Here is a 21,069-nt window from a genome sequence, read left to right as displayed (position 1 = left end):
CGCAGACCGGCCCCCGAGGAGCAGCACCCATGGCGCGTCGCCCCGCGACCCCCGACCTCCCGCCCGAGGATCTCGTCGAGCGCATCGTCGACATCGACGTCGCCGCCGAGATGGAGGGCTCGTTCCTCGAGTACGCCTACTCGGTCATCTACTCGCGCGCCCTGCCCGACGCCCGCGACGGCCTCAAGCCCGTCCAGCGCCGCATCCTCTTCCAGATGTCCGACATGGGCCTGCGCCCGGACCGCCCGTACGTGAAGTCGGCGCGCGTCGTCGGCGAGGTCATGGGCAAGCTGCACCCGCACGGCGACGCGGCGATCTACGACGCGATGGTCCGTCTGGCCCAGCCGTTCTCCCTGCGGCTGCCGCTGGTCGACGGCCACGGCAACTTCGGCTCGCTCGACGACGGCCCCGCCGCCCCCCGGTACACCGAGGCGCGCATGGCGCCGGCCGCACTGGCCATGACGACGGGGCTCGACGAGGACGTCGTCGACTTCGTCCCCAACTACGACAACAAGCTGACCCAGCCCGAGGTCCTGCCCGCAGCGATCCCGAACCTGCTGGTCAACGGCGCGGCCGGCATCGCCGTGGGCATGGCGACCAACATGGCGCCGCACAACCTGGTCGAGGTCGTCGCGGCCGCCCGGCACCTGGTCATGCACCCGGACGCCACGCTCGAGGACCTGCTGCGGTTCGTGCCGGGACCCGACCTGCCGTCCGGGGGCAAGATTGTCGGCCTCGACGGCGTGCGCGAGGCGTACCGCACGGGTCGCGGCGCGTTCCGCACCCGGGCGACCGCGCGGATCGAGAACGTCACGCCCAAGCGCAAGGGCATCGTCATCACCGAGCTGCCGTACACGGTCGGCCCGGAGAAGGTCATCGAGAAGATCAAGGAGGGCGTCCAGAACAAGAAGCTCTCCGGCATCTCGGACGCCGTCGACCTCACCGACCGCCAGCACGGCCTGCGCCTGGTCATCGAGATCAAGACGGGCTTCCACCCCGAGGCCGTGCTCGAGCAGCTCTACCGCTACACGCCGCTCGAGGACTCGTTCTCCATCAACAACGTCGCGCTCGTCGACGGCCAGCCCCGCACGCTCGGCCTGCGCGAGCTGCTCGTCGTGTGGGTCGAGCACCGCCTGGTCGTGGTCCGCCGCCGCTCCGAGTACCGGCTGGCCAAGCGGCTCGAGCGCCTGCACCTGGTCGAGGGCCTGCTCGTCGCGATCGTCGACATCGACGAGGTCATCCAGGTCATCCGCACGTCCGACGACGCGGACGCGGCCCGCGCCCGCCTGCGCAGCGTGTTCGACCTGTCCGAGCCGCAGGCCGAGTACATCCTCGAGCTCCGGCTGCGCCGCCTGACCAAGTTCTCGCGGATCGAGCTGGAGAAGGAGCAGCAGCAGCTGGCCGAGGAGATCGCGGAGCTGCGCGAGATCCTGGCTGACGACGCCCGGCTGCGCGCGCTGGTCTCCGACGAGATGGCCGAGGTGGCCGCGACCTACGGCACGCCGCGCCGCACGATCCTGCTCGAGTCGGCCGGCGGCACATCGATCACCGGAGCCCCCGCCGCCCGCGGCGCCGCCGCTCCGCTCGAGATCGCCGACACCCCTTGCTGGGTCCTCTTGTCCGGCACGGGCCTGCTGGCGCGGACGGCGTCGGCGGACCTGCCGCCCCGCGTCGAGGGTGCCCGCCGCGCCAAGCACGACGTCGTCTCGGCGGCGGTGGCCGCGACCGCGCGCGCCGAGATCGGCATGGTGACCTCCCAGGGCCGCATCGTGCGCGTCTCGGTGCTGGACCTGCCGGGCCTGCCCCCCACCGACGGTGCGCCGTCGCTGTCCGGCGGCGTGCCCCTCGGCGAGGTGGTGACCCTGCTGCCCCGCGAGCGCGTCGTCGGGCTCACCTCGCTCGCAGCGGACGCCCCGACGCTGGCCCTCGCCACCGTGCAGGGCACCGTCAAGCGGGTCTCGTCGGGCGACGTGCCCGGCAACCGCGACGCGTGGGAGGCGATCTCTCTCAAGGACGGCGACGAGGTGGTCGGCGTCGCCGCCGTCACCGACACCGACGAGCTGGTGCTGGTCGCCTCCGACGCCTCCCTGCTGCACTTCCCCGCGTCCGCCGTGCGGCCGCAGGGCCGGGCCGCGGGCGGCATGGCGGGCATCAAGCTCGCCGCCGGCCAGCGAGTGGTGGCCTTCGGCGCCGTCCGGGCCGACCAGCTGACGAGCGCGGTCGTCGTCACCGTCGCCGGTGCCTCCGGGGCCTTGCCCGGCACCCAGGCGGGCTCGGCCAAGGTCACCCCGTTCGAGGTCTACCCCGGCAAGGGGCGCGCGACGGGCGGGGTCCGGGCCCACCGGTTCCTGCGCAACGAGGACGCGCTCATCCTCGCGTGGGTAGGTGCGGCACCGGCGTGGGCGACCGGCACCGCCGGACAGCCGGTCGAGCTGCCACCCCTCGACCCTCGTCGGGACATGTCCGGCACCGCGCTGGCGGCACCGGTGCACGCGATCGGCTGAGGCCGCCGCGTCAGACCAGGGCGACCACGTTGTCCGGCACCGGCGGCCGCTGGACGTAGGTGCGGACCGGCCGCGGTGCCGGCGCGCGGCGCTCGGCGGCGTTCCGGACGATCACCGCTGACGCCAGCAGGCCCTGACCGACGACGTACGTCAGCATCACCCAGAAGCCCTGCTCCGCGAGGTCCCACGACGGCACGAACGCGTCGAGGGCGATGAGGCTGTCGCTGAGCAGGAAGATCGCTCCGCCGACCGTCGCGAGGCGGCCGAGCCCCGTGGCGAGCACGGCCATGGCCGTCAGCACGCCGCCGTAGATCGCGACCGGCACCAGCAGGCTCCCGGCGCCGGGCGCGCAGGCGGCGACGAGCCCGACGAGCACCGCCGCGTACGACAGCAGCAGGAGCGGGCGGCGGTAGATCACGGAGCGCCGGACGTGCGGGGCGAACGCCACGACGTAGGCCACCTGCGCGAGCAGGAAGAAGCCGACCATCACGAGGAACGCGGCATCGTCGGCGACCAGGGACGGCACCAGGTCCCCGAGCCACGAGAACCCGAGCGCGACCAGCACCCACGTCACGAGGTGACCCCGGGGCCAGCGGGTTGCGGAGGCCACCACCGCGGCGAGCGCGGGCATCAGCAGCCACTGGGCGACCCGGGCGACATCCTGCGCCCCCGTCCACTCGGCGGTGAGCTGCACGAGCACCAGCACGACGAAGACCGCGACCCACGTGCGCGCGGCCATGGACAACGAGCGTCCCACGGCGACCTCCTCGAGGCCGGACGTCCTCGTCCGGCGAAGAAAACGGCCGGACCTCGTCGTCCCGCCGCGCCGATGCTAACCCGCGCGGGCGCCCAGGCGAGACGGTTCGGCGCGCGTGCTCAGAGCTCGATCGAGAACATCGTCGAGCTGTGGAAGACGGCGTACCCCAGGCCCTCGTACAACCGGTGCGCCCCGGACTGGTTCGCGGTGTCGACGCCGAGCTCGGCCATGTCCATGCCGTCGGCCCGATACGCCGCCATCACGGTGGCCAGCAGCGCCGGCGCGAGCCGCCTGCCCCGCCACGCGCGCCGCACGCCGAGCAGCTCGGTGTAGCCGGCCTTGTAGCCGATCACCGGCCAGTCGTGCTCGTACCGACCCGACACGAGGTACCCGGCCACCTCGCCCGTCGCGTCGTCGACCGCCACGAAGCTCCACGCCGGGGCGAACATGCTGCGCCCCTGCGCCCAGTCCTGCGCCGTGCGCGGCTCGCTCCCCCAGTGGTCGGCGAACGCCTCGTTGTGCGCGAGCCGCACCGGGTCGTCCAGCTCCGCGCTCCACGGCACGATGCTCAGCCCGTCGGGCACCTCGATCACGGGGAGCTCGACGTCCAGGGGGCGCCGCATCTCGGCGTAGAACCGTGCCGCCGTGAACCCGCCCGCCCGCAGCAGCCGGACGGTCGCCTCGGCCCCGTCGTCGGTGAACGCCGCGAGGCGTCCCGGGAGCTCCTTGCCCGACGCGGCGAGCAGCTGACGACCCCGCGCGACCTCCCAGGCGAGCACCTGGCGCCCGATCCCCTGCCCGCGCCACAGCGGGTCGACGGCGCCGTCGAGGAAGGCCCGGACGACCCGCACGTCGCCCGGCGGCTGGTTCGCGCGCGCGTAGGCCCGGATGACGCCGTCGGCGTCGACCCCCGCGAGCGTGTCGCGCGCGGGGTCCTTCCAGTCGCCGTCGAACTCCTCGTCGATCTCCTCGGCGGAGGTCCGGTACGGCGCGCCGTCGGCCTCCTCGACCGCCCCGAGGAGCCTGGTGAGTGCCGCCACGTCGTCCCGCGTGAGCGGACGCCACGTGAGGCCGGGCGTGCCGGTCGGAAGGGGTGCGTCGGCGGGCGCGGCGGCGCGCACGGCGATGGGCGCGAGATCGGTGGTGGTCACGACGACCACCATCCCCGCGGCGCCCCCGTGACGGCAACCGAAAAGACGGTTCTCCGCCCGCCGGAACGGGCACGATGGCTCGCGTGTCGACGTCCCCTGCCCGCCTCGTGCTGATCTGTGGACTGCCGGCGTCGGGCAAGTCCACGCTCGCCCGTCGGCTGGCCGCCCAGCTGCCCGCGATCCGGCTCGACAAGGACACCTGGGTAACCCGACTCGGCGGCGACGTGTGGGACGACGACCTTCGCGTGCGTGTCGAGGCCTTGTTGTGGGACCTCACGCAGGAGCTGCTCCGGCAGGGTCAGAGCGTCGTCCTGGAGTGGGGGCACTGGGCCCGGGCAGAGAGGGACGAGAAGCGGCTCGGGTCGCGCGCCCTCGGAGCCGAGGTGGAGCTGCACTACCTCTCCGCGCCGATCGACGAGCTCGTCCGGCGAGCCGACGCGCGCACCGCCGCGGGCGAGTGGAGCGCCGCACCGATCACGCGCGAGCACCTCGAGACGTGGGCGTCGCTCTTCCAGCCTCCCGACGAGGAGGAGCTGCGGTTGTTCGACGACCCGGCGGTCTGAGGCGACCGTCCCGACTCACGCGTCGATGCGGCTGCGGTCCAGTCCCTCGGCGCCGGCCACGATGAAGTCCTTGCGCGGCGCGACGTCCGAGCCCATGAGCAGCTCGAAGATCTCCTCGGCCCGCTGGGCCCCCTCGACCGTCACCCGGCGCAGCGTGCGCTGCCGCGGGTCCATGGTCGTCTCCGCCAGCTGGTCGGCGTCCATCTCGCCCAGGCCCTTGTAGCGCTGGATGTCGTCCTTGTAGCGCTTGCCCGCCCGGTCGAGCTTCTTCAGCGTCGCCGCCAGCTCGGCCTCGGAGTACGTGTAGACGTACTCGTTCTTGCGCCCGCCACCGCCGATGACCTCGATGCGGTGCAGCGGCGGCACGGCTGCGTAGACCCGACCGGCCTCCACCAGCGGGCGCATGTACCGGAACAGCAGCGTGAGCAGCAGGGTGCGGATGTGCGCGCCGTCCACGTCGGCGTCCGTCATCAGCACGATCTTCCCGTAGCGCGCGGCCTCCAGGTCGAACGAGCGACCCGACCCGGCACCGACCACCTGGATGATCGCGGCGCACTCGGCGTTCTTCAGCATGTCCGTGATGGACGCCTTCTGGACGTTGAGGATCTTGCCGCGGATGGGCAGCAGCGCCTGGAAGTCCGAGCTGCGGGCCAGCTTGGCCGTGCCGAGCGCGCTGTCGCCCTCGACGATGAACAGCTCGCTGCGCTCGACGTCGTCGCTGCGGCAGTCGGCCAGCTTGGCGGGCAGCGAGGACGTCTCGAGCGCGTTCTTGCGCCGCGAGATCTCCTTCTGCTTGCGCGCGGAGAGCCGGGCGCGCATCTCCCCGACGACCTTGTCGAGCAACAGCGACGAGTGCGCCTTGTGGTCGCGCTTCGGCGAGACGAAGATCGCGCCGAGCTCGGTGTCGAGCACCCTGGCGACGATGGCGCGGACCGGTCCGGTGCCCAGCACCTCCTTCGTCTGGCCCTCGAACTGCGGCTCGGCCAGCCGGACGGTGACCACCGCCGTCATCCCGGCGAGCACGTCCTCCTTCTCGATCCGCTCCGAGGTGTCGCGCGCCGAGATCTTGAGCCTCCGGGCGTTCGCGTCGACCGCCTTGCGCATCGTGCGCAGCAGACCCGCCTCGAACCCGGCCAGGTGCGTGCCGCCCTTGGGCGTCGAGATGATGTTGACGAAGCTGCGCACCTCGGTGTCGTAGCCGGTACCCCACCGCATCGCGATGTCAACCTCGCAGGTCCGAGACACCTCCTGCGCGGTCATGTGCCCGCGGTCGTCGAGCACCGGCACCGTCTCGGTGAACGTGCCCGACCCGGTGAGGTGCCAGGTGTCCGTCACGGCCGTGTCCGGCGCCAGGTGGTCGACGAAGTCGACGACACCGCCGCTGTGCAGGAACGTCTCCTCGTGCGGCCCGTCGGCGCCCGGGGTGCCCGCGATGCCGCGCTCGTCCCGGACCACCAGCGTCAGGCCGGGGACCAGGAAGCTCGTCTGGCGGGCGCGCGTGACCAGCTCGTCGTATCCGAACACGGCCGTCTTGGGGAAGATCTGCGGGTCCGCCCAGTAGCGGACGCGCGTGCCGGTGCGGGCGCGGGCGACCTTGGCGCCCACGGCCAGCTCGGAGCCCGACACGAACGGTTCGAAGGGGCTGTCCGGTCCGATGCCGCCGCGGTCGTCGAACGTCCCCGGCTCACCGCGCCGGAACGTCATGGTGTGCGTGCGGCCGTTGCGGTCGACCTCGACGTCGAGCCGGGCGGACAGGGCGTTCACGACGGAGGCACCGACACCGTGCAGGCCGCCCGACGCACCGTAGGAGCCGCCACCGAACTTCCCGCCCGCGTGCAGCTTGGTGTACACGACCTCGACGCCGGTCAGGCCCGTCTTGGGCTCGACGTCGACCGGCACACCGCGGCCGTTGTCGCGCACCTCGACGGAACCGTCGGCGTGCAGCACGATCTCGATGCGGTCACCGTGGCCGCCGAGGGCCTCGTCGACCGAGTTGTCGATGATCTCCCACAGGCAGTGCATCAGACCGCGGCTGTCGGTCGTGCCGATGTACATGCCCGGGCGCTTGCGCACCGCCTCGAGCCCTTCCAGCACGGACAGGTGCCGGGCGGTGTAGCCGGACTGCGAGGAGGTCGTCGTCACGGCCCTGATGGTAGTCGTCGGGCCTGACAGCCCGGCGGCACCATGCCGCCGGCAACGGCCGTGTTGCGGGCCGGTTACAGTCCGCTACGCGGTGAGCGAACCACCCTCTCCGGGTGCGATGGATCCGCGGCCGGGATGGTTCTATGTATTCGTGACCGGGACCATGACGCATCCACTGACCGCGGCCGACCGCTGCGACCGCTGCGGCGCACAGGCCTATGTCCGAGTTGTCCTCCCGGTGGGAGAGCTCCTCTTCTGCGCGCACCACGCGCGCGAGCACGCGCCGAAGTTCGCCGAGCTGGCGACCCACGTGCAGGACGAGACCGACCGCCTGCTGGCCGAGCACGGAGCAGGTGCGGGCGCCGCGAGCTGACGCCACGGCACCACCCACGACGGCGAAGAGGCCCGGACCTGATGGTCCGGGCCTCGTCCGTCAGGCCAGCACGTCCTTCCAGGCGAGCACGCGGTACGACCGCACCACGCCGTTGACGACGAACGGGTCCGTCGCGGCGAACTGCTCCGCGGCCTCGCGGCTGACCAGCACGCACATCGACCCGTTCGCCTCGGGCCGCTCGAACGTGCCGATCGCCGTGAGCAGACCCCGCGTGGCGAAGTCCAGGTAATGCGCCGTGTGGGCCTCCATGTGCACGGGAGCCAGCGAGAGTACTTCGGGTCCGGACTCGTAGAGGACGACGTACTTGACCTCGCTCACGACGACCCCGCGTCGACGTGCGCGACCAGCCGGTCGAAGATCATGCCCCAGCCGCGCACGTAGGAGCCGCCGCGGTACCCCTCCGGCAGCGCGCACGCGCCGCCGAGCTGCTCCTCGGTCATCCGTTCCCACCCCCGGTGCTCCACCGAGACGCGGGTGAGCGCGGCGCCGAGGGCCCGGAAGCTCAGCTCGACCTCCGTCGGCTCGGGGGTGAGCAACCACGACATGGTGAAGCCGTGCGGCGGGTCCCACGCGACGAGCCGGCCCCATTCGCGCGTGGTCCCGTCGTCCCAGGTCTCGACGACGCTCCCCCCGAGGCGCTGCTCCATCGTCACGTCCCGCACCCGGTCGCCGCCGGAGGAGAACGGCTCGACCGGCCACCAGACCCCGATCTCGCGGACGAAGACGTCGAAGGTCCTGGCCACGTCGGCGCGCACCGTCGTGGCCTGGTGCACCGGCGGGGCGGCGAGGGCGAGCTCAGGCCGTCGCACGGTCGTCTCTCTCGGTACCGTCGGGGTCGAGGACGCCGACCTCGACCTCGACGAGCCGCCGCGCCACGTCGAGCGACGCCGCCCACGTCTCGTCGAGATAGGACCGCAGCCCGGCCAGCCCCTCGGGCCGCGACCGGTAGAAGTTGCGCGTGCCCGCGCTGCGGCGCGTCACGAGTCCCGCGTCCTCGAGCACCTTGAGGTGCTGGCTCACGGCGGAGCGGGTCACGTCGAAGGCCTCCGCGAGCCGGCCCACGGGGAGCTCGTCGTGGGCCAGCAGCGTGAGCATCTCGCGGCGCCGCGGCTCGGCGAGCGCGCGCAGGACCGTGTCTGTCTGGCTCACGCCCACAGTCCTACCGCATGCCCCTCCGGGTCGGCGAGCACCGCGATGCTTCCGTTGTCCGCGGGGAGCTCGGTCGGCGGCGTCAGCGTCGATCCGCCCAGCTCCTCCGCCCTGGCCAGGGTCGCACCGAGGTCCTCGACCCGGACGTACAGCAGGATCCCCGGCGGGAGGCCGTCCGGGTCCGCGGCGCCGATGCCGCCACCGACCGTCTCGGCGGGCGCGCCCGTGTCGATGAGCGTGTACCCGCCGAGCTCGGGCGGCGCCTCCCCCGTCCAGCCGAACAGCTGCGTGTAGAACGTGCGCGCACGGTCGGGATCCTTGCTCGTGATCTCGAACCACATGACGGGACTGCCCATGATCCACCTCCGGTCGGTCGGACTGACCCTCCTATCGTCAGCCGCGACTAACCGTTAGTCAATACTTACGGATTGTTTCTACGAGGCCGCCCGCAGCGTCTCGACCCGGTCGGACGTGAGCCCGCCCAGTCGGCGCGCATCGCCAGCGCACGGGCCCGGTCGACCGCACCCGCCAGGGCCGCCTCGCGCAGGGTCGGGGACGCGTCCGTCGGCTGCGCGCTCACGAACTCGACGTCGGTGGTGCCGATGAAGCCGAAGATCGCACGCAGGTACGGCTCCTGGGGCGTGGGTGAACACCTCGCGGACGCGGGTACGACGAAGGCCCGGACCTTCCGGTCCGGGCCTTCGTGGTGCCTGTCAGTCCAGGTAGTCGCGCAGGACCTGCGAGCGCGACGGGTGGCGCAGCTTCGACATGGTCTTCGACTCGATCTGCCGGATCCGCTCGCGCGTGACCCCGTAGACCTTGCCGATCTCGTCGAGCGTCTTGGGCTGCCCGTCCGTCAGGCCGAACCGCATCGACACCACGCCCGCCTCGCGCTCCGAGAGCGTGTCGAGTACCTGGTGCAGCTGCTCCTGCAGGAGCGTGAAGCTCACGGCGTCCGCGGGCACGACGGCCTCGGAGTCCTCGATGAGGTCGCCGAACTCGCTGTCGCCGTCCTCACCGAGCGGCGTGTGCAGCGAGATGGGCTCGCGACCGTACTTCTGGACCTCGACGACCTTCTCGGGGGTCATGTCGAGCTCCTTGGCGAGTTCCTCGGGCGTGGGCTCGCGGCCCAGGTCCTGGAGCATCTGCCGCTGGACGCGGGCGAGCTTGTTGATGACCTCGACCATGTGCACCGGGATGCGGATGGTGCGGGCCTGGTCGGCCATGGCGCGCGTGATGGCCTGACGGATCCACCACGTCGCGTACGTCGAGAACTTGTAGCCCTTGGTGTAGTCGAACTTCTCGACGGCGCGGATCAGACCGAGGTTGCCCTCCTGGATCAGGTCCAGGAACAGCATGCCGCGGCCCGTGTAGCGCTTGGCCAGGGAGACGACGAGGCGCAGGTTGGCCTCGAGCAGGTGGTTCTTGGCCCGACGACCGTCGTTCGCGATCCACTCGAGCTCGCGCTTGATCTTGGGCTCCATCGTGATGCCCGCGTTCAGCCGCTCCTCGGCGAACAGGCCGGCCTCGATCCGCTTGGCGAGGTCCACCTCCTGCTCGGCGTTCAGCAGCGCGACCTTGCCGATCTGCTTGAGGTAGTCCTTGACGGGGTCCGCGGTGGCGCCGGCCGTGACGACCTGCTGCGCCGGAGCGTCGTCGTCGTCCGCGTCGGAGTAGACGAAGCCGCTGTCCTCGGACTCCTCCTCCTTGGCCGCCGGCTTCTTCTCGTCGCCGTCCTCGGAGTCGTCGTCGTCGGCGTCCGCTGCGGTGTCCTCGACAACCTCGACGGCCTCGACGACGACCTCCTCGATCGCCTCGATGTCGATCTCCTCGCCCTCGACGACCTCGTCCTCGGCGGGCTCTGCTCCGGCGGCCGTGGCGCCGGCCTTCTTGGCGGCGGCCGTCTTCGCGACGGCAGTCTTCGCCGCGGCGGGCTTGGCGGCGGCCGTCGTCTTGGCAGCGGTCGTCTTGGCTGCCGCGGCGCGCGGGGCCTTGGCGGGTGCCGCCGGCGCCTCGTCGGCGCTCGCGACGGCCTTGGCCGATGAGCGGGTGACGGCGGCGGCGACGGCGCGAGCGGGTGCGGCGGCGGCGGCCGGCTCACGCACGCCGATGCCGGCGGTCGCGAGCCCACGGACCACGGCGCGCAGACGCTTGGCGTCCTGCACGTCTGCCTGCTCGCACGCGGTGCGCAGCTCCTCGGCGCCCACGGTGCCGTGGGTGCGCCCACGCAGGACGAGGTCCTGGAGAGCAGGGTGCTCGAACTCACGCGGAAGAGCGGGATGCGGGGTCTGGGACGACACGAACGACCTTTCGGCAGCGCGACACCCGGAACGGGGCCGGGAGGTAGATAGACATTGTAACGACCCCGTGGACCGCTCGGCGCGATCATGGGCACGACGACATGCCCGTCAGGGACGGCTCTCAGGGGGTCCTCGTGCTCAACGAACGGGAGGGACCAGAGATTCCCGCGCGCTCGAACGGCCGCACGACGAGACTGCAGCGACCATCATGCAGACGTGGAGGGCCGTCAGGCGGGACCAGGCTTGACCGTGAGCACCGGGCACGGGGCGTCGAAGAGCACACGCTGCGCGTTCGCGCCGAGGATCAGCTTGCCCACCGGGCTCCGCCGGCGCAGGCCCAGGACGACCAGCTGCGCACCGACCTCCTCCGCCGTCGCGATGAGGTCGTCCGCGACGTCTCCGCCGCTCAGCAGCCGGACCTCGTGGTCCACCCCCGCCGAGGCGAGGTTCCCACGGACCCGGTCGAGCTCCTCCTCGACCGCACGTCGCTGCTCCTCCGGCTCGTCGGGTCGCGCGCTCACGACGACCACTACCCGGACGTCACGCTGCCGCGCCTCCTTGATCGCCGCCTCGAGGGCCGCCCGACCTTCCGGAGTGGCCAGATAGCCGACCACGATGCCCATCGGTCCTCCCCTCGTCCCGCGGCAACGCCGCCGTGACCGTGACGCTACCGGAGGGCGGGGGCCGCGACGAGCGCACCGGGGGGATCTCGTCGCAGGTCAGTCGACGTGGCGGACCCAACCGGGCGGGATCGCGGCCCGCAGCGCGTCGTCGAGCAGCTCGGCCAGCCGGTAGTCGGGCTCGGCGTCGAGGGACCCGTCGACCAGCACGCGAGCGCGCGCGCCGTCCCCGCGCCACCACGCGAGCAGCGCCAGCAGAGTCAGGGCCGGCGCCTGGGCTCCGGCGCGCCCGCGAGCGACCACGGCCTCGAGGACCGCCTCGTGGACCGCGGTCGCCCGTTCCGGAGGAACCACGCCGCGGCGCGGGTCGATGATCAGGGACATGGCGCCCCCGAGCTCGGCGTCGAGCTCCGGCGACGGCCCCTGACCCCGGACGCACCGCTCGGCGAGGTCCCGCGTCCCGGGGACGAGGGTCACCAGGACGCCGTCGCGCACCCGCGTGTCGGCGAGGCCTGCCTCCAGGCGGCCCCACGGTGCGCCACCGGACCCGGGCCCGTCAGCCGTCACCAGGGCCACGGCAGTCCGCCAGGCGACGAGCGAGTCCTGCCGCCAGCGCGTGACCTCGTCCGGCCCGGCGACGAGCGCGTCGGCCCTGCGCCGCTCCCAGCGGCGCCGCACCCGGGCGACCGACCGGCGGACCTCGCCGTGCACGGGACGGATCCGGGCGATGTCCTCCCTCGAGTCGGCGACGGCCGAGCCGGCGAGCACGAGCGTGGCGCCGACCTGAGTCGCGTCGAGGTCACGCAGGGGCCGTCCACCGGGCGGGCAGCAGTCGTCCGAGCAGTCGAGGGCGAGATAGCCCTCCGGTGTCACGACCCAGACGAGGACCTCGCCGAACGGCGCCGCCGCGGCCTCGCGAAAGTGGCGCGCGGCGCGCTGGGCAGCACCGTCCTCACCGCGCGGGTCCCGGTCGGCGTAGATGACGAGGATGGCGTGACCCGCGGCATCCCGGTCGAGGACCGAGACGAGCGCGCGTGCCAGCGCCGGCCCGTCGGTGCTGTCCGCGAGGTGCGGCAGGTCGACGCGGACGACCAGCCCCACCACGCCTCGTGGTGGTCGAAGGCTCACCACGACGGCGCTGTCCCGCGGCCGGAAGCCGAGCCGGTGCGGCACGAGCGCGAGGATCTCCTGAGGTTCGCTCACCCGGAGCGTCGTCGTCTGCATGGCGTCAGCCCACCCGACCGGCGTAGCGCCCGGGACGTGCACCCTCGGTTCTGTGCACGGGAGGGCCGGCCGCGGGGCATGTGGTCGGCTCGAGGCGCTGCGCCGGACGGCTAACCTGACCCGATGCCTCGCCCAGCGCCCTCCCGCGCGCGCGCCCGATCCGGCGTCGCCGCCGTCGTCGTCGCACTCGTCGTCGGCGCGTCGGCCGCTGCGTGCACGACCAGCGAGCCCGGCCGGGAGACGCCCTCGGGCAGCGCGGTCGCCCTCGCCACCCCGGCCCCGACGCCGACCGAGACGCTGCTGACCGACGACGACAGCACGCACTCGGCCGTCGGCGAGCTGGCCCCCGGGTTCCCCGCCGCGCTGGTGCCGGTGCCCGACGGTGCGGTGGTGCTCGTGTCCTCGGCGGAACCGGTCGAGGGCACGGACCTCACGGAGATCAGCCTCAACCTGCGGACGGGCCAGGACGCCGCGGGCCTGCTCGCCGCCGTCCGGGCGCCGCTGATCGTCGCCGGGTTCGCCGAGGCCACGCCGCCCGCACCGGAACCCGGCCTCGCCGCGCAGTCGACGTTCTCGCGCGGCGACGGCTCCGAGCTCCTCGTCGTCGGCATCCTCGACCGGGACGACGAGCGCACCCTGACGCTCGGCGGGCGGGTGCGAGCAGCGGCGCCGTAGGCTGCCCGCGTGAGCGCCGCGACCCCCGCCCTCGTCGACGTCGAGGACGTCCGACCCCGCATCGACGCGCTGCTGACCAGCCACGTCGCTCAGCTGCGCACCGTGCTCGCCGCGGCGAGCGACGACGCGGACGTGCTCGCCGACGCCGTCGCCCAGATCCTCACGGGCGGCAAGCGCCTGCGCGCGGCCTTCTGCTACTGGTCGTGGCGGGCGCACGGCGGCGTGCCGGGGACGCAGGAGGCCGATGCCGTGCTGCGCGTCGGGGCGGCGCTGGAGCTCTTCCAGGCCGCGGCGCTCTTCCACGACGACGTGATGGACGACTCCGACACCCGGCGCGGCTTTCCCGCCGCGCACCGCGCGTTCGCCGGCCTGCACGCCCGCCACGGGCTGACCGGGGATGCCGACCGGTTCGGCATGTCCGCCGCCATCCTGCTCGGCGACCTCACGCTCATCGCCAGCGAGCAGGAGTTCGCGGGCGCCCTCGCGCTGCAGCCGCTCGCCCGCGCCGAGCGTGCTCGGGTCGTGTTCGACCTCATGCGGACCGAGGTCACCGTGGGGCAGTACCTCGACGTCCTGGCACAGGCCCTGCCGTGGGGCGACGATCCGGCGAGCGACGAGGCGCGCGCCCGCGAGGTCATCCGCGCCAAGGCCGCGCGCTACAGCGTCGAGCACCCGATCGTCCTCGGCGCGGCGCTCGCCGACGCGGGCGAGGCGGAGCTCGAGAGCTGCCGGTCGCTCGGCCTGCCGCTGGGCGAGGCGTTCCAGCTCCGCGACGACCTGCTCGGGGTGTTCGGTGACCCGGCGACCACCGGCAAGCCGGCCGGGGACGACCTGCGCGAGGGGAAGCGGACCGTGCTCACCGCGCGGGCGGTCGCCGGGGCCCGCGGGCGCTCCGACGACGCCACCGTGAAGCTGCTGCGCGACCGCCTCGGCGACCGCTCACTCACGGAGTCCGACGTCGCCGTCCTCGCCGACGCGATCCGGGGCACGGGCGCGCCCGACGAGGTCGAGGCGCTCATCGACGACCTCGCCGGCCGCGCTTTCGCGCTGATGGACGGCGCGCCGTGGCCGGATCCGGCGCGCGCGCAGCTGATCGGCCTGGCGCACGCCGCGGTCGACCGCCACGCCTGAGCCAGCGGGCGGGTCGACCGTCTCTCAGAGCTCGGCGGCGGCCAGTCGACGGATCTCGGTCTTGCGGCCCGCGCGCAGCGCGTCGATCGGTGTCCCCGGCAAGGAGGCGTCCGGCGTGAAGAGCCACTCGATGGCGGCCTCGTCGGAGAACCCGGCGTCCGACAGCACCGTCAACGTGCCCTGCAGGGATGCGAGGACGGTCCACGGCTGGTCGGCGACGGGATGGGTCGGCTGAGCGGGGTTGGCCAGGTGGCCCGGCACCAGGAACGCCGCGGGGATCGAGAACACTCGCGGGTCGCCCCGACGGGTGCCGACGAGCCGACGCTCCTGCACGATGCGGCGGACCTTCGACGCGTCGAGGCCGATCCGTTCGGCGACATCCGGGACCGTGAGCCACTCGTCGACCAGTCGGTCGAGGGCATCTGAGGAATCGTTCACCCGACAAGAGTACGCAATCGGGAATTACACCGGCGCAATTCCCCCGCGCGCTTTCCACACCAGAGGTATTCGGCTACGTTCGCATTCTGTCACACCAGTCACACAGGCCCCATCCGTTCACTTTCGCACCAGAGGTCACCATGCCGCAGCACGCCACCGCCCGCACCGACGGGCTGCGCCGCGTCGCCACCGGGACCGGCGCGACCCTGGCGCTCGCCGCCGTCGCCGTGACCACGAGCGGGGGCGCCGCGCACGCCGACGACAGCTACACCGTCCGTTCCGGCGACACGGTCAGCCACATCGCCCTCCGGAGCGGGACCACCGTCGCCGCGATCGCGCGCGCCAACGCCCTGGGCAACGCCGCCCGCATCCGGATCGGCCAGGTGCTCACCATCCCCTCGGCGTCGTCCGCGGCACCGGCCGCCGCGCCGGCTCCGGCGTCCGCCCCCGCCGCGAGCTCGTACACCGTCGTGTCGGGCGACACCGTCGGCCGCATCGCCGCGAGGCTCGGCACGTCCGTGCCGGCGATCGTCGCCGCCAACGGACTCGACTCGCGCGCCCTGATCCGCATCGGCCAGACCCTGACGATCCCCGGCGGCTCGGCACCGGCCGCCGCACCGGCACCCGCCGCGGCCGCGGCGGCACCCGCGCAGTCCACCAGCTCGATCGCCTACACGGTCCGCTCGGGCGACACCGTCATCGGGATCGCCGCCGCGAAGGGCACCACCGTCGCCGCGATCGTCGCCGCGAACGGTCTGGACTCCCGCGCAATGATCCGGATCGGTCAGACGCTCGCGATCCCGGTCCCGGTCGCGGCCCCCGCGGCCGTCGGCAACACGTTCGAGGGCCGCACGTACTCCGAGGCCGTGGTGGCCGCCGCCAACGCCAACCTGGCGACGCTGCGCGCCTCGGGCGTGCCGTCGAAGGCGACCATGCAGGCCAAGATCACCGCGACGGCACGGGCGATGGGCGTCGACCCGGCGCTCGCACAGGCGATCGCGTTCCAGGAGTCGGGTTTCAACCACGCCGTCGTCTCCCCCGCGAACGCCATCGGCACCATGCAGGTCATCCCGAGCTCGGGCTCGTGGGCCTCGGACCTCGTCGGGCGCCGGCTCAACCTGGTCGACCCCGACGACAACGTGACGGCGGGCGTCGCCATCCTGCGCGCGCTCGTGTCGAACGCCCCCGACCTGCCGACCGCGATCGCCGGGTACTACCAGGGCGCGACGTCGGTGCAGCGGAACGGCATGTTCGCGGACACCCGGCGATATGTCGCCAACGTCCAGACCCACATGACGCGCTTCCACTGAGGTCGCGCCTGCGGGCCGTGCAGCACTGCCGACCGTAGACTCCCTGGCGTGGGAGCCACCGTCACCGATCCGCTCGTCGGCCGCCTGGTCGACAGCCGGTACGAGGTCGTGTCCCGCATCGCCCGCGGCGGCATGGCGACCGTGTACCTGGCGGTCGACCGGCGTCTCGACCGGGACGTCGCGCTGAAGGTCATGCACGCCCACCTGGCGGAGGGGACGTCCGGATCGGACTTCGTCGCCCGCTTCCGGCGCGAGGCCCGCACCGCCGCCCGGCTCACGCACCCCGGGCTCGTCGGCGTCTACGACCAGGGCGTCGACGGCGAGACCAGCTACCTGACGATGGAGTACATCGACGGCGCCAACCTGCGCCGGCACATCGGCGAGCGCGGCGCGCTGACCGTCGGGGACGCGCTGCGGATCGGCGAGAGCGTGCTCGACGCGCTCGCGGCGGCCCACCGCGTCGGCCTGGTGCACCGGGACATCAAGCCCGAGAACGTCCTGCTGGCCACCGACGGCCGGGTCAAGCTGGCCGACTTCGGGCTCGCGCGCGCGGTCACCGAGGTCACCTCCACCACGACCGGCACGGTGCTCGGCACGGTCGCCTACCTGGCCCCGGAGCTCGTGGTCCGCGGGGTCAGCGACGCCCGCACCGACGTCTATGCCTGCGGGATCCTGCTCTTCGAGATGCTCACGGGCCGCCAGCCCTTCACGGGCGAGACGCCCATCCAGGTCGCGTTCCAGCACGTCAACAACGACGTGCCGGCACCGTCGGAGCTCGCCGACTGGATCCCCATCGAGATCGACGACGCCGTGCGGGCGCTCGCCGCGCGGGACCCCGACGACCGCCCCGTCGACGCCGCAGCCGCGCTCGCGCTCCTGCGCCGCACGCGCGCCGCGCTCGACGAGGAAACGCTCGCCCGCCACGCCGACGTCGCACCCTCCATCGTCCTTCCCGCGGCCACCGACCCGGCCGAGACGGACCTGGACGCCGAGCCGACCGAGTCGGAGGAGGACCTCGAGGCGGACGACCTCGCCGTGCCGGCGACCGATCCCGACCAGGACGAGACCACGCTCCTCGAGACCGGCGACGGCCGCGGTTCCACCGTCGCGCTGCCGATCGGCCTCGGCGTCAGCGCGGCGGAGCTGCGGGGCGGCCCACCGGCTGCGCCGCCGCGCCGTCACCGCGCGCGCTGGATCATCCTGCTCGCGCTCCTCGCCACCCTGATCGGCGGCGCCGCGTGGTGGTACCTGCAGATGGGCCCTGGCGCGTTCACGACCGTCCCGACGATCCTCGGTCAGGACGAGGCGCAGGCGACACAGATCCTCGGCAACGCGGGCCTCGGCGCGTCACCGGTCTCCGAGTTCGACGGCACCGCACCGGTCGGCGAGGTGTTCAAGGCCGACCCCGGCCAGGGCGAGCGCATCCGCAAGGACGGCACGGTCACGTTCACGATCTCCAAGGGCCCGGACTACGTCCAGGTCCCGGCCGGTGTGGTCGGCGAGATGCAGGCCGCTGCGGAGGCCTCACTGAAGGCTGCCGACCTCGAGACGGAGTACACCGACCCGGCCTTCAGCGACACCGTCGAGAACGGCAAGGTCATCAGCGCGACCCTCCCGGACGGCTCCCCGGCCGAGCCGGGCGCGCAGACCCTCCGCCACGCCGTGATCGTCCTCACGGTCTCCAGCGGTCGTGCGCCCGTGACGATCACGTCCGTCGTCGGTGCCACCCTCGAGGACGCCACGGAACAGCTCGGCCCGGACGCGCTCACGCTCGAACCCACGGAGGCGTTCGACGACAACGTGGCCAAGGGGCTGATCATCGCCCAGGACCCCGCGGCCAACGCCGAGGGGCACCGCGGCGACGTCATCAAGGTCACCGTCAGCAAGGGCCCCGAGCTGGTCACCGTGCCCGACGTCGTCGGCAAGAACGGCGCCGGCGCCAAGGAGGCCATCGAGGCCGCGGGGCTGATCTACAAGGCGCAGAAGTACCTGGGCGGCATCCTCGACCGGGTCCGCTTCCAGGACACCGCGGCGGGGTCGCAGGCACCGAAGGGCTCCACCGTCGTCGTCACCATCTGGTGATGACGACGCCCCGGACCGCACGGGGCGGGCCGGGGCGTGGTCAGCGACGTCAGGACGCGCGGAGCAGCTCCACCACCTGGAAGGCCATCTCCAGTGACTGCTGGTGGTTGAGCCGCGGGTCCACGAGGGTCTCGTAGCGCCGCGCCAGGCCCTCGTCGTCGATCTCCTCGGTGCCGCCGAGCACCTCGGTGACGTCGTCTCCGGTGAGCTCGATGTGCAGGCCGCCGGGGACGGTGCCCAGGCCGCGGTGCACCTCGAAGAAGCCGGCCACCTCGTCCATGACGTCCGAGAACCGGCGCGTCTTGTACCCGGACGCGGACGTGATCCCGTTGCCGTGCATCGGGTCGCAGACCCAGGTCACGGGTCGCCCGTCGGCGGTCACCTTCTCGACGAGCGCGGGCAACAGGTCGCGGACCTTGCCGGCACCCATGCGCGTGATGAAGGTGATGCGCCCGGCCTCGCCCTGCGGGTTCAGCTTGTCGATGAGCGCGAGCGCGTCGTCGCCCGTCGTCGTCGGCCCCAGCTTGATGCCGAGCGGGTTCTGCACGCGCGAGAAGTAGTCCACGTGCGCGCCGTCGAGCTGCCGGGTGCGCTCACCGATCCAGACGAAGTGTCCGGAGCAGTCGTACGGCAGGCCGGTCCGCGAGTCGATGCGGGTCAGCGGCCGCTCGTAGTCGAGGAGCAGGCCCTCGTGGCTCGCGAAGAAGTCGACCGACCGCAGCGCGTCGAAGTCCGCGCCGCAGGCCGCCATGAAGCGGATGGCGCGGTCGATCTCGGCCGCGATCTCCTCGTAGCGGGAGTACGCGGGGTTCGCCATGAAGCCGCGGTTCCACTCGTGCACACGCAGCAGCGAGGCGAAGCCGCCCGTGGTGAACGCGCGGATGAGGTTCAGGGTCGACGCGGACGTGTGGTACGCCTCGAGCAGGCGCTGCGGGTCCGGCGTGCGGGCCTCGGGCGTGAACTCGTAGCCGTTGATGATGTCCCCGCGGAACGCCGGCAGGGTGACCCCGTCGCGCGTCTCGCTGTCGGACGAGCGCGGCTTGGCGTACTGGCCGGCCATCCGGCCCATCTTGATGACGGGCAGGCTGGCGCCATAGGTCAGCACGACCGCCATCTGCAGGATCGTCTTAATCTTGTTGCGGATGTTGTCGGCCGTCGCCTCGCCGAACGTCTCGGCGCAGTCGCCGCCCTGGAGCAGGAACGCCTCGCCCCGCCCGGCAGCGGCGAGCTGGGCACGCAGGTGGTCCGCCTCGCCGGCGAACACCAGCGGCGGCAGCGTGGACAGGCGCGTCGTGACGGCCTCGAGGGCGGTCGCGTCCGGCCAGCGCGGCTGCTGGACCGCGGACATCGAACGCCAGGCGTCCAGCCCCGCGACGACCTGCGGGTCCGGCTCGACGCTCATGAGTGGCTCGCGGGGACGAGGGGCTGGCCGATGTCCTCGAGCAGCGCGCCGAACCAGGGCTGCGAGACGTCGAACGCCTTGCCGCCCGCGATGCGCGGGAACTCGATGGCGCGCAGCACGTCGTCCTGCTCCTCGTCGTGCCCGATGACGCCGGACTCGCCACGCAGCGCGCACTCGACGGCCAGGTCGGTCATCGACTTGATGAGCCGCAGGTCCTCGGCGTTCGCGGCCGCGGCGCGCGAGTAGTAGCCGGACTTCTGCACCATGACCTTCTCGGCGCCCAGCTTCTCGGCGAACTGCTTGGCGAACCACTGACCCGGGTTGATCGTGTCGAGCCGCACGTGGCCGAACGCGTCGCGCAGCACCTCGGTGCCGGACGACTCGAGCTGCTCGACGATCTCGTGCATGCCGGCGCCCTCGGACAGGAAGATGTTGACGTTGCCCTGCGCGTCCATGACCTGCTTGAGGCGCGCAGCCTCGGCGTCGATGTCCAGCGCGAGCTCGGGCAGGAACACGGCGTGGATGTCCCAGCGCTCGCGCGTGAGGCCGATGCCCGGCACCCACTCCTGGGTGTCGAGCCACTTGCGGTAGTCGGCCGCTGCGGCGGCGGTGAGCCACCCGCAGTGCCGACCCATGACCTCGTGCACGATGAGCATGCGGGGGCCAGAGCGGTGCTCGCCGATGATGTTCGCGGCGAAGCCGGCGGCCTCCTCGGCGGCGGTCCAGGCGCCCAGCGACTGCTTGATGGGCACCACGTCGTTGTCGATGGTCTTGGGCAGCCCCACGACCGTCAGCTCGTACCCGTTGTCGTGCAGGTACGCCGCGAGGTCGGCCGCCGTCGTGTTCGTGTCGTCGCCACCGATGGTGTGCAGCACGTCGACGCCGTCGGCCTTGAGGCGCTCGGCCGCCACCTGCAGCGGGTCCTCGCCCTCCTTCACCAGCCCGCGCTTCACGCAGTCGGCCGCGTTGGTGAGCTTGACGCGCGAGTTGCCGATGGGCGAGCCGCCGAACTTGTGCAGGATGCCGGCCTTCGCGCGCGTCTCGTCGTCGATGACGATCTTGTCGCCACGCAGCAGCCCGTAGTAGCCGTGCTCGTACGCGATGATCTCGATGTCGGGAGCGATCTCCGTGTACCGCTCGATGAGCCCGCCGACGGCGGACGACAGGCACGGGGCGAAGCCACCTGCGGTGAGGAGGGCGACGCGACGAACCGACATGAGAAACACC

The 21,069-nt window shown here is 72.7% G+C and carries 20 protein-coding genes; 7 read left to right on the top strand and 13 right to left on the bottom strand.

The window, feature by feature from the left end:
* Nucleotides 1-29: 29 nt before the first annotated feature.
* Nucleotides 30-2,504 (top strand): DNA gyrase/topoisomerase IV subunit A, encoded by a 2,475-nt coding sequence (locus ACXJKA_RS06000; protein ID WP_456824268.1) that lies wholly within the window; start codon nucleotides 30-32, stop codon nucleotides 2,502-2,504.
* A gap of 10 nt (nucleotides 2,505-2,514) precedes the next feature.
* Here the strand turns inward: ACXJKA_RS06000 and ACXJKA_RS05995 are convergent, their stop codons facing one another.
* Nucleotides 2,515-3,261 (bottom strand): lysoplasmalogenase, encoded by a 747-nt coding sequence (locus ACXJKA_RS05995; RefSeq protein ID WP_456824267.1) that lies wholly within the window; start codon nucleotides 3,259-3,261, stop codon nucleotides 2,515-2,517.
* Between the two features lie 119 nt (nucleotides 3,262-3,380).
* Nucleotides 3,381-4,412 carry an N-acetyltransferase family protein gene (locus ACXJKA_RS05990; protein WP_456824266.1) on the bottom strand — a complete coding sequence of 344 codons (1,032 nt, stop codon included), beginning with the start codon at nucleotides 4,410-4,412 and terminating at the stop codon, nucleotides 3,381-3,383.
* An 83-nt stretch (nucleotides 4,413-4,495) separates the two neighbouring features.
* Here ACXJKA_RS05990 and ACXJKA_RS05985 point away from each other — a divergent pair, with 83 nt between their 5' ends.
* The gene (locus ACXJKA_RS05985) at nucleotides 4,496-4,975 is read left to right on the top strand and encodes an AAA family ATPase (protein WP_456824265.1); all 480 of its coding nucleotides are present in this window, start codon (nucleotides 4,496-4,498) and stop codon (nucleotides 4,973-4,975) included.
* Between the two features lie 15 nt (nucleotides 4,976-4,990).
* Here the strand turns inward: ACXJKA_RS05985 and ACXJKA_RS05980 are convergent, their stop codons facing one another.
* The gene (locus ACXJKA_RS05980; RefSeq protein ID WP_456824264.1) at nucleotides 4,991-7,117 is read right to left on the bottom strand and encodes a DNA gyrase/topoisomerase IV subunit B; all 2,127 of its coding nucleotides are present in this window, start codon (nucleotides 7,115-7,117) and stop codon (nucleotides 4,991-4,993) included.
* A gap of 118 nt (nucleotides 7,118-7,235) precedes the next feature.
* On the opposite strand from ACXJKA_RS05980, the gene ACXJKA_RS05975 reads away from it, so the two are divergent.
* Nucleotides 7,236-7,490 carry a DUF7455 domain-containing protein gene (locus tag ACXJKA_RS05975; protein WP_456824263.1) on the top strand — a complete coding sequence of 85 codons (255 nt, stop codon included), beginning with the start codon at nucleotides 7,236-7,238 and terminating at the stop codon, nucleotides 7,488-7,490.
* Nucleotides 7,491-7,550: 60 nt separating this feature from the next.
* Here the strand turns inward: ACXJKA_RS05975 and ACXJKA_RS05970 are convergent, their stop codons facing one another.
* The 7 genes from ACXJKA_RS05970 to ACXJKA_RS05940 form a co-directional block, all read right to left on the bottom strand.
* Nucleotides 7,551-7,829 (bottom strand): YciI family protein, encoded by a 279-nt coding sequence (locus tag ACXJKA_RS05970; RefSeq protein ID WP_456824262.1) that lies wholly within the window; start codon nucleotides 7,827-7,829, stop codon nucleotides 7,551-7,553.
* The gene (locus ACXJKA_RS05965) at nucleotides 7,826-8,320 is read right to left on the bottom strand and encodes an SRPBCC domain-containing protein (protein WP_456824261.1); all 495 of its coding nucleotides are present in this window, start codon (nucleotides 8,318-8,320) and stop codon (nucleotides 7,826-7,828) included. The genes ACXJKA_RS05970 and ACXJKA_RS05965 overlap by 4 nt, the downstream gene beginning before the upstream one ends.
* The gene (locus ACXJKA_RS05960; protein ID WP_456824260.1) at nucleotides 8,307-8,660 is read right to left on the bottom strand and encodes an ArsR/SmtB family transcription factor; all 354 of its coding nucleotides are present in this window, start codon (nucleotides 8,658-8,660) and stop codon (nucleotides 8,307-8,309) included. The genes ACXJKA_RS05965 and ACXJKA_RS05960 overlap by 14 nt, the downstream gene beginning before the upstream one ends.
* The gene (locus ACXJKA_RS05955) at nucleotides 8,657-9,016 is read right to left on the bottom strand and encodes a VOC family protein (RefSeq protein WP_456824259.1); all 360 of its coding nucleotides are present in this window, start codon (nucleotides 9,014-9,016) and stop codon (nucleotides 8,657-8,659) included. The genes ACXJKA_RS05960 and ACXJKA_RS05955 overlap by 4 nt, the downstream gene beginning before the upstream one ends.
* Before the next feature lie 357 nt (nucleotides 9,017-9,373).
* Nucleotides 9,374-10,960: an RNA polymerase sigma factor gene (locus ACXJKA_RS05950; RefSeq protein WP_456824258.1), complete on the bottom strand. Its 1,587-nt coding sequence runs from the start codon at nucleotides 10,958-10,960 to the stop codon at nucleotides 9,374-9,376.
* A 227-nt stretch (nucleotides 10,961-11,187) separates the two neighbouring features.
* Nucleotides 11,188-11,583, bottom strand: a complete 396-nt coding sequence (locus ACXJKA_RS05945; RefSeq protein WP_456824257.1) for a universal stress protein — start codon at nucleotides 11,581-11,583, stop codon at nucleotides 11,188-11,190.
* 96 nt (nucleotides 11,584-11,679) lie between these two features.
* Entirely contained in the window at nucleotides 11,680-12,783 is a 1,104-nt protein-coding gene (locus ACXJKA_RS05940; protein ID WP_456824256.1) for a DUF4192 domain-containing protein, read from the bottom strand.
* Between the two features lie 144 nt (nucleotides 12,784-12,927).
* On the opposite strand from ACXJKA_RS05940, the gene ACXJKA_RS05935 reads away from it, so the two are divergent.
* Nucleotides 12,928-13,479, top strand: a complete 552-nt coding sequence (locus ACXJKA_RS05935; protein ID WP_456824255.1) for a hypothetical protein — start codon at nucleotides 12,928-12,930, stop codon at nucleotides 13,477-13,479.
* 9 nt (nucleotides 13,480-13,488) lie between these two features.
* Nucleotides 13,489-14,610, top strand: a complete 1,122-nt coding sequence (locus ACXJKA_RS05930; protein ID WP_456824254.1) for a polyprenyl synthetase family protein — start codon at nucleotides 13,489-13,491, stop codon at nucleotides 14,608-14,610.
* Nucleotides 14,611-14,634: 24 nt separating this feature from the next.
* Here the strand turns inward: ACXJKA_RS05930 and ACXJKA_RS05925 are convergent, their stop codons facing one another.
* The gene (locus ACXJKA_RS05925; RefSeq protein ID WP_456824253.1) at nucleotides 14,635-15,048 is read right to left on the bottom strand and encodes an Rv2175c family DNA-binding protein; all 414 of its coding nucleotides are present in this window, start codon (nucleotides 15,046-15,048) and stop codon (nucleotides 14,635-14,637) included.
* Nucleotides 15,049-15,188: 140 nt separating this feature from the next.
* Here ACXJKA_RS05925 and ACXJKA_RS05920 point away from each other — a divergent pair, with 140 nt between their 5' ends.
* Nucleotides 15,189-16,358, top strand: coding sequence for a LysM peptidoglycan-binding domain-containing protein (locus ACXJKA_RS05920; RefSeq protein ID WP_456824252.1), 1,170 nt, complete (start codon nucleotides 15,189-15,191; stop codon nucleotides 16,356-16,358).
* A 48-nt stretch (nucleotides 16,359-16,406) separates the two neighbouring features.
* Nucleotides 16,407-18,440 (top strand): Stk1 family PASTA domain-containing Ser/Thr kinase, encoded by a 2,034-nt coding sequence (pknB, locus tag ACXJKA_RS05915; protein ID WP_456824251.1) that lies wholly within the window; start codon nucleotides 16,407-16,409, stop codon nucleotides 18,438-18,440.
* Between the two features lie 49 nt (nucleotides 18,441-18,489).
* Here the strand turns inward: pknB and ACXJKA_RS05910 are convergent, their stop codons facing one another.
* Together ACXJKA_RS05910 and ACXJKA_RS05905 are read right to left on the bottom strand one after the other, a co-directional pair.
* Nucleotides 18,490-19,842 carry a class II 3-deoxy-7-phosphoheptulonate synthase gene (locus ACXJKA_RS05910; protein WP_456824250.1) on the bottom strand — a complete coding sequence of 451 codons (1,353 nt, stop codon included), beginning with the start codon at nucleotides 19,840-19,842 and terminating at the stop codon, nucleotides 18,490-18,492.
* Complete coding sequence (locus tag ACXJKA_RS05905; protein WP_456824249.1) at nucleotides 19,839-21,059, bottom strand: pyrophosphate--fructose-6-phosphate 1-phosphotransferase; 1,221 nt, start codon at nucleotides 21,057-21,059, stop codon at nucleotides 19,839-19,841. Before ACXJKA_RS05905 ends, ACXJKA_RS05910 begins: the two co-directional genes overlap by 4 nt.
* Between the last annotated feature and the right edge of the window lie 10 nt (nucleotides 21,060-21,069).

It is taken from the genome of Cellulomonas sp. P5_E12 (assembly GCF_054049315.1).
This window is presented reverse-complemented; position numbering and strand designations above follow the sequence as displayed.

What these genes read in the sequence shown, in the direction of transcription:
- ACXJKA_RS06000 (WP_456824268.1), top strand. Translation starts at nt 30, where the DNA reads ATGGCGCGTCGCCCCGCGACCCCCGACCTCCCGCCCGAGGATCTCGTC.
- ACXJKA_RS05975 (WP_456824263.1), top strand. Translation starts at nt 7,236, where the DNA reads ATGGATCCGCGGCCGGGATGGTTCTATGTATTCGTGACCGGGACCATG.
- ACXJKA_RS05955 (WP_456824259.1), bottom strand. Translation starts at nt 9,016, where the DNA reads ATGGGCAGTCCCGTCATGTGGTTCGAGATCACGAGCAAGGATCCCGAC.
- ACXJKA_RS05945 (WP_456824257.1), bottom strand. Translation starts at nt 11,583, where the DNA reads ATGGGCATCGTGGTCGGCTATCTGGCCACTCCGGAAGGTCGGGCGGCC.
- ACXJKA_RS05935 (WP_456824255.1), top strand. Translation starts at nt 12,928, where the DNA reads ATGCCTCGCCCAGCGCCCTCCCGCGCGCGCGCCCGATCCGGCGTCGCC.
- ACXJKA_RS05920 (WP_456824252.1), top strand. Translation starts at nt 15,189, where the DNA reads ATGCCGCAGCACGCCACCGCCCGCACCGACGGGCTGCGCCGCGTCGCC.
- ACXJKA_RS05910 (WP_456824250.1), bottom strand. Translation starts at nt 19,842, where the DNA reads ATGAGCGTCGAGCCGGACCCGCAGGTCGTCGCGGGGCTGGACGCCTGG.
- ACXJKA_RS05905 (WP_456824249.1), bottom strand. Translation starts at nt 21,059, where the DNA reads ATGTCGGTTCGTCGCGTCGCCCTCCTCACCGCAGGTGGCTTCGCCCCG.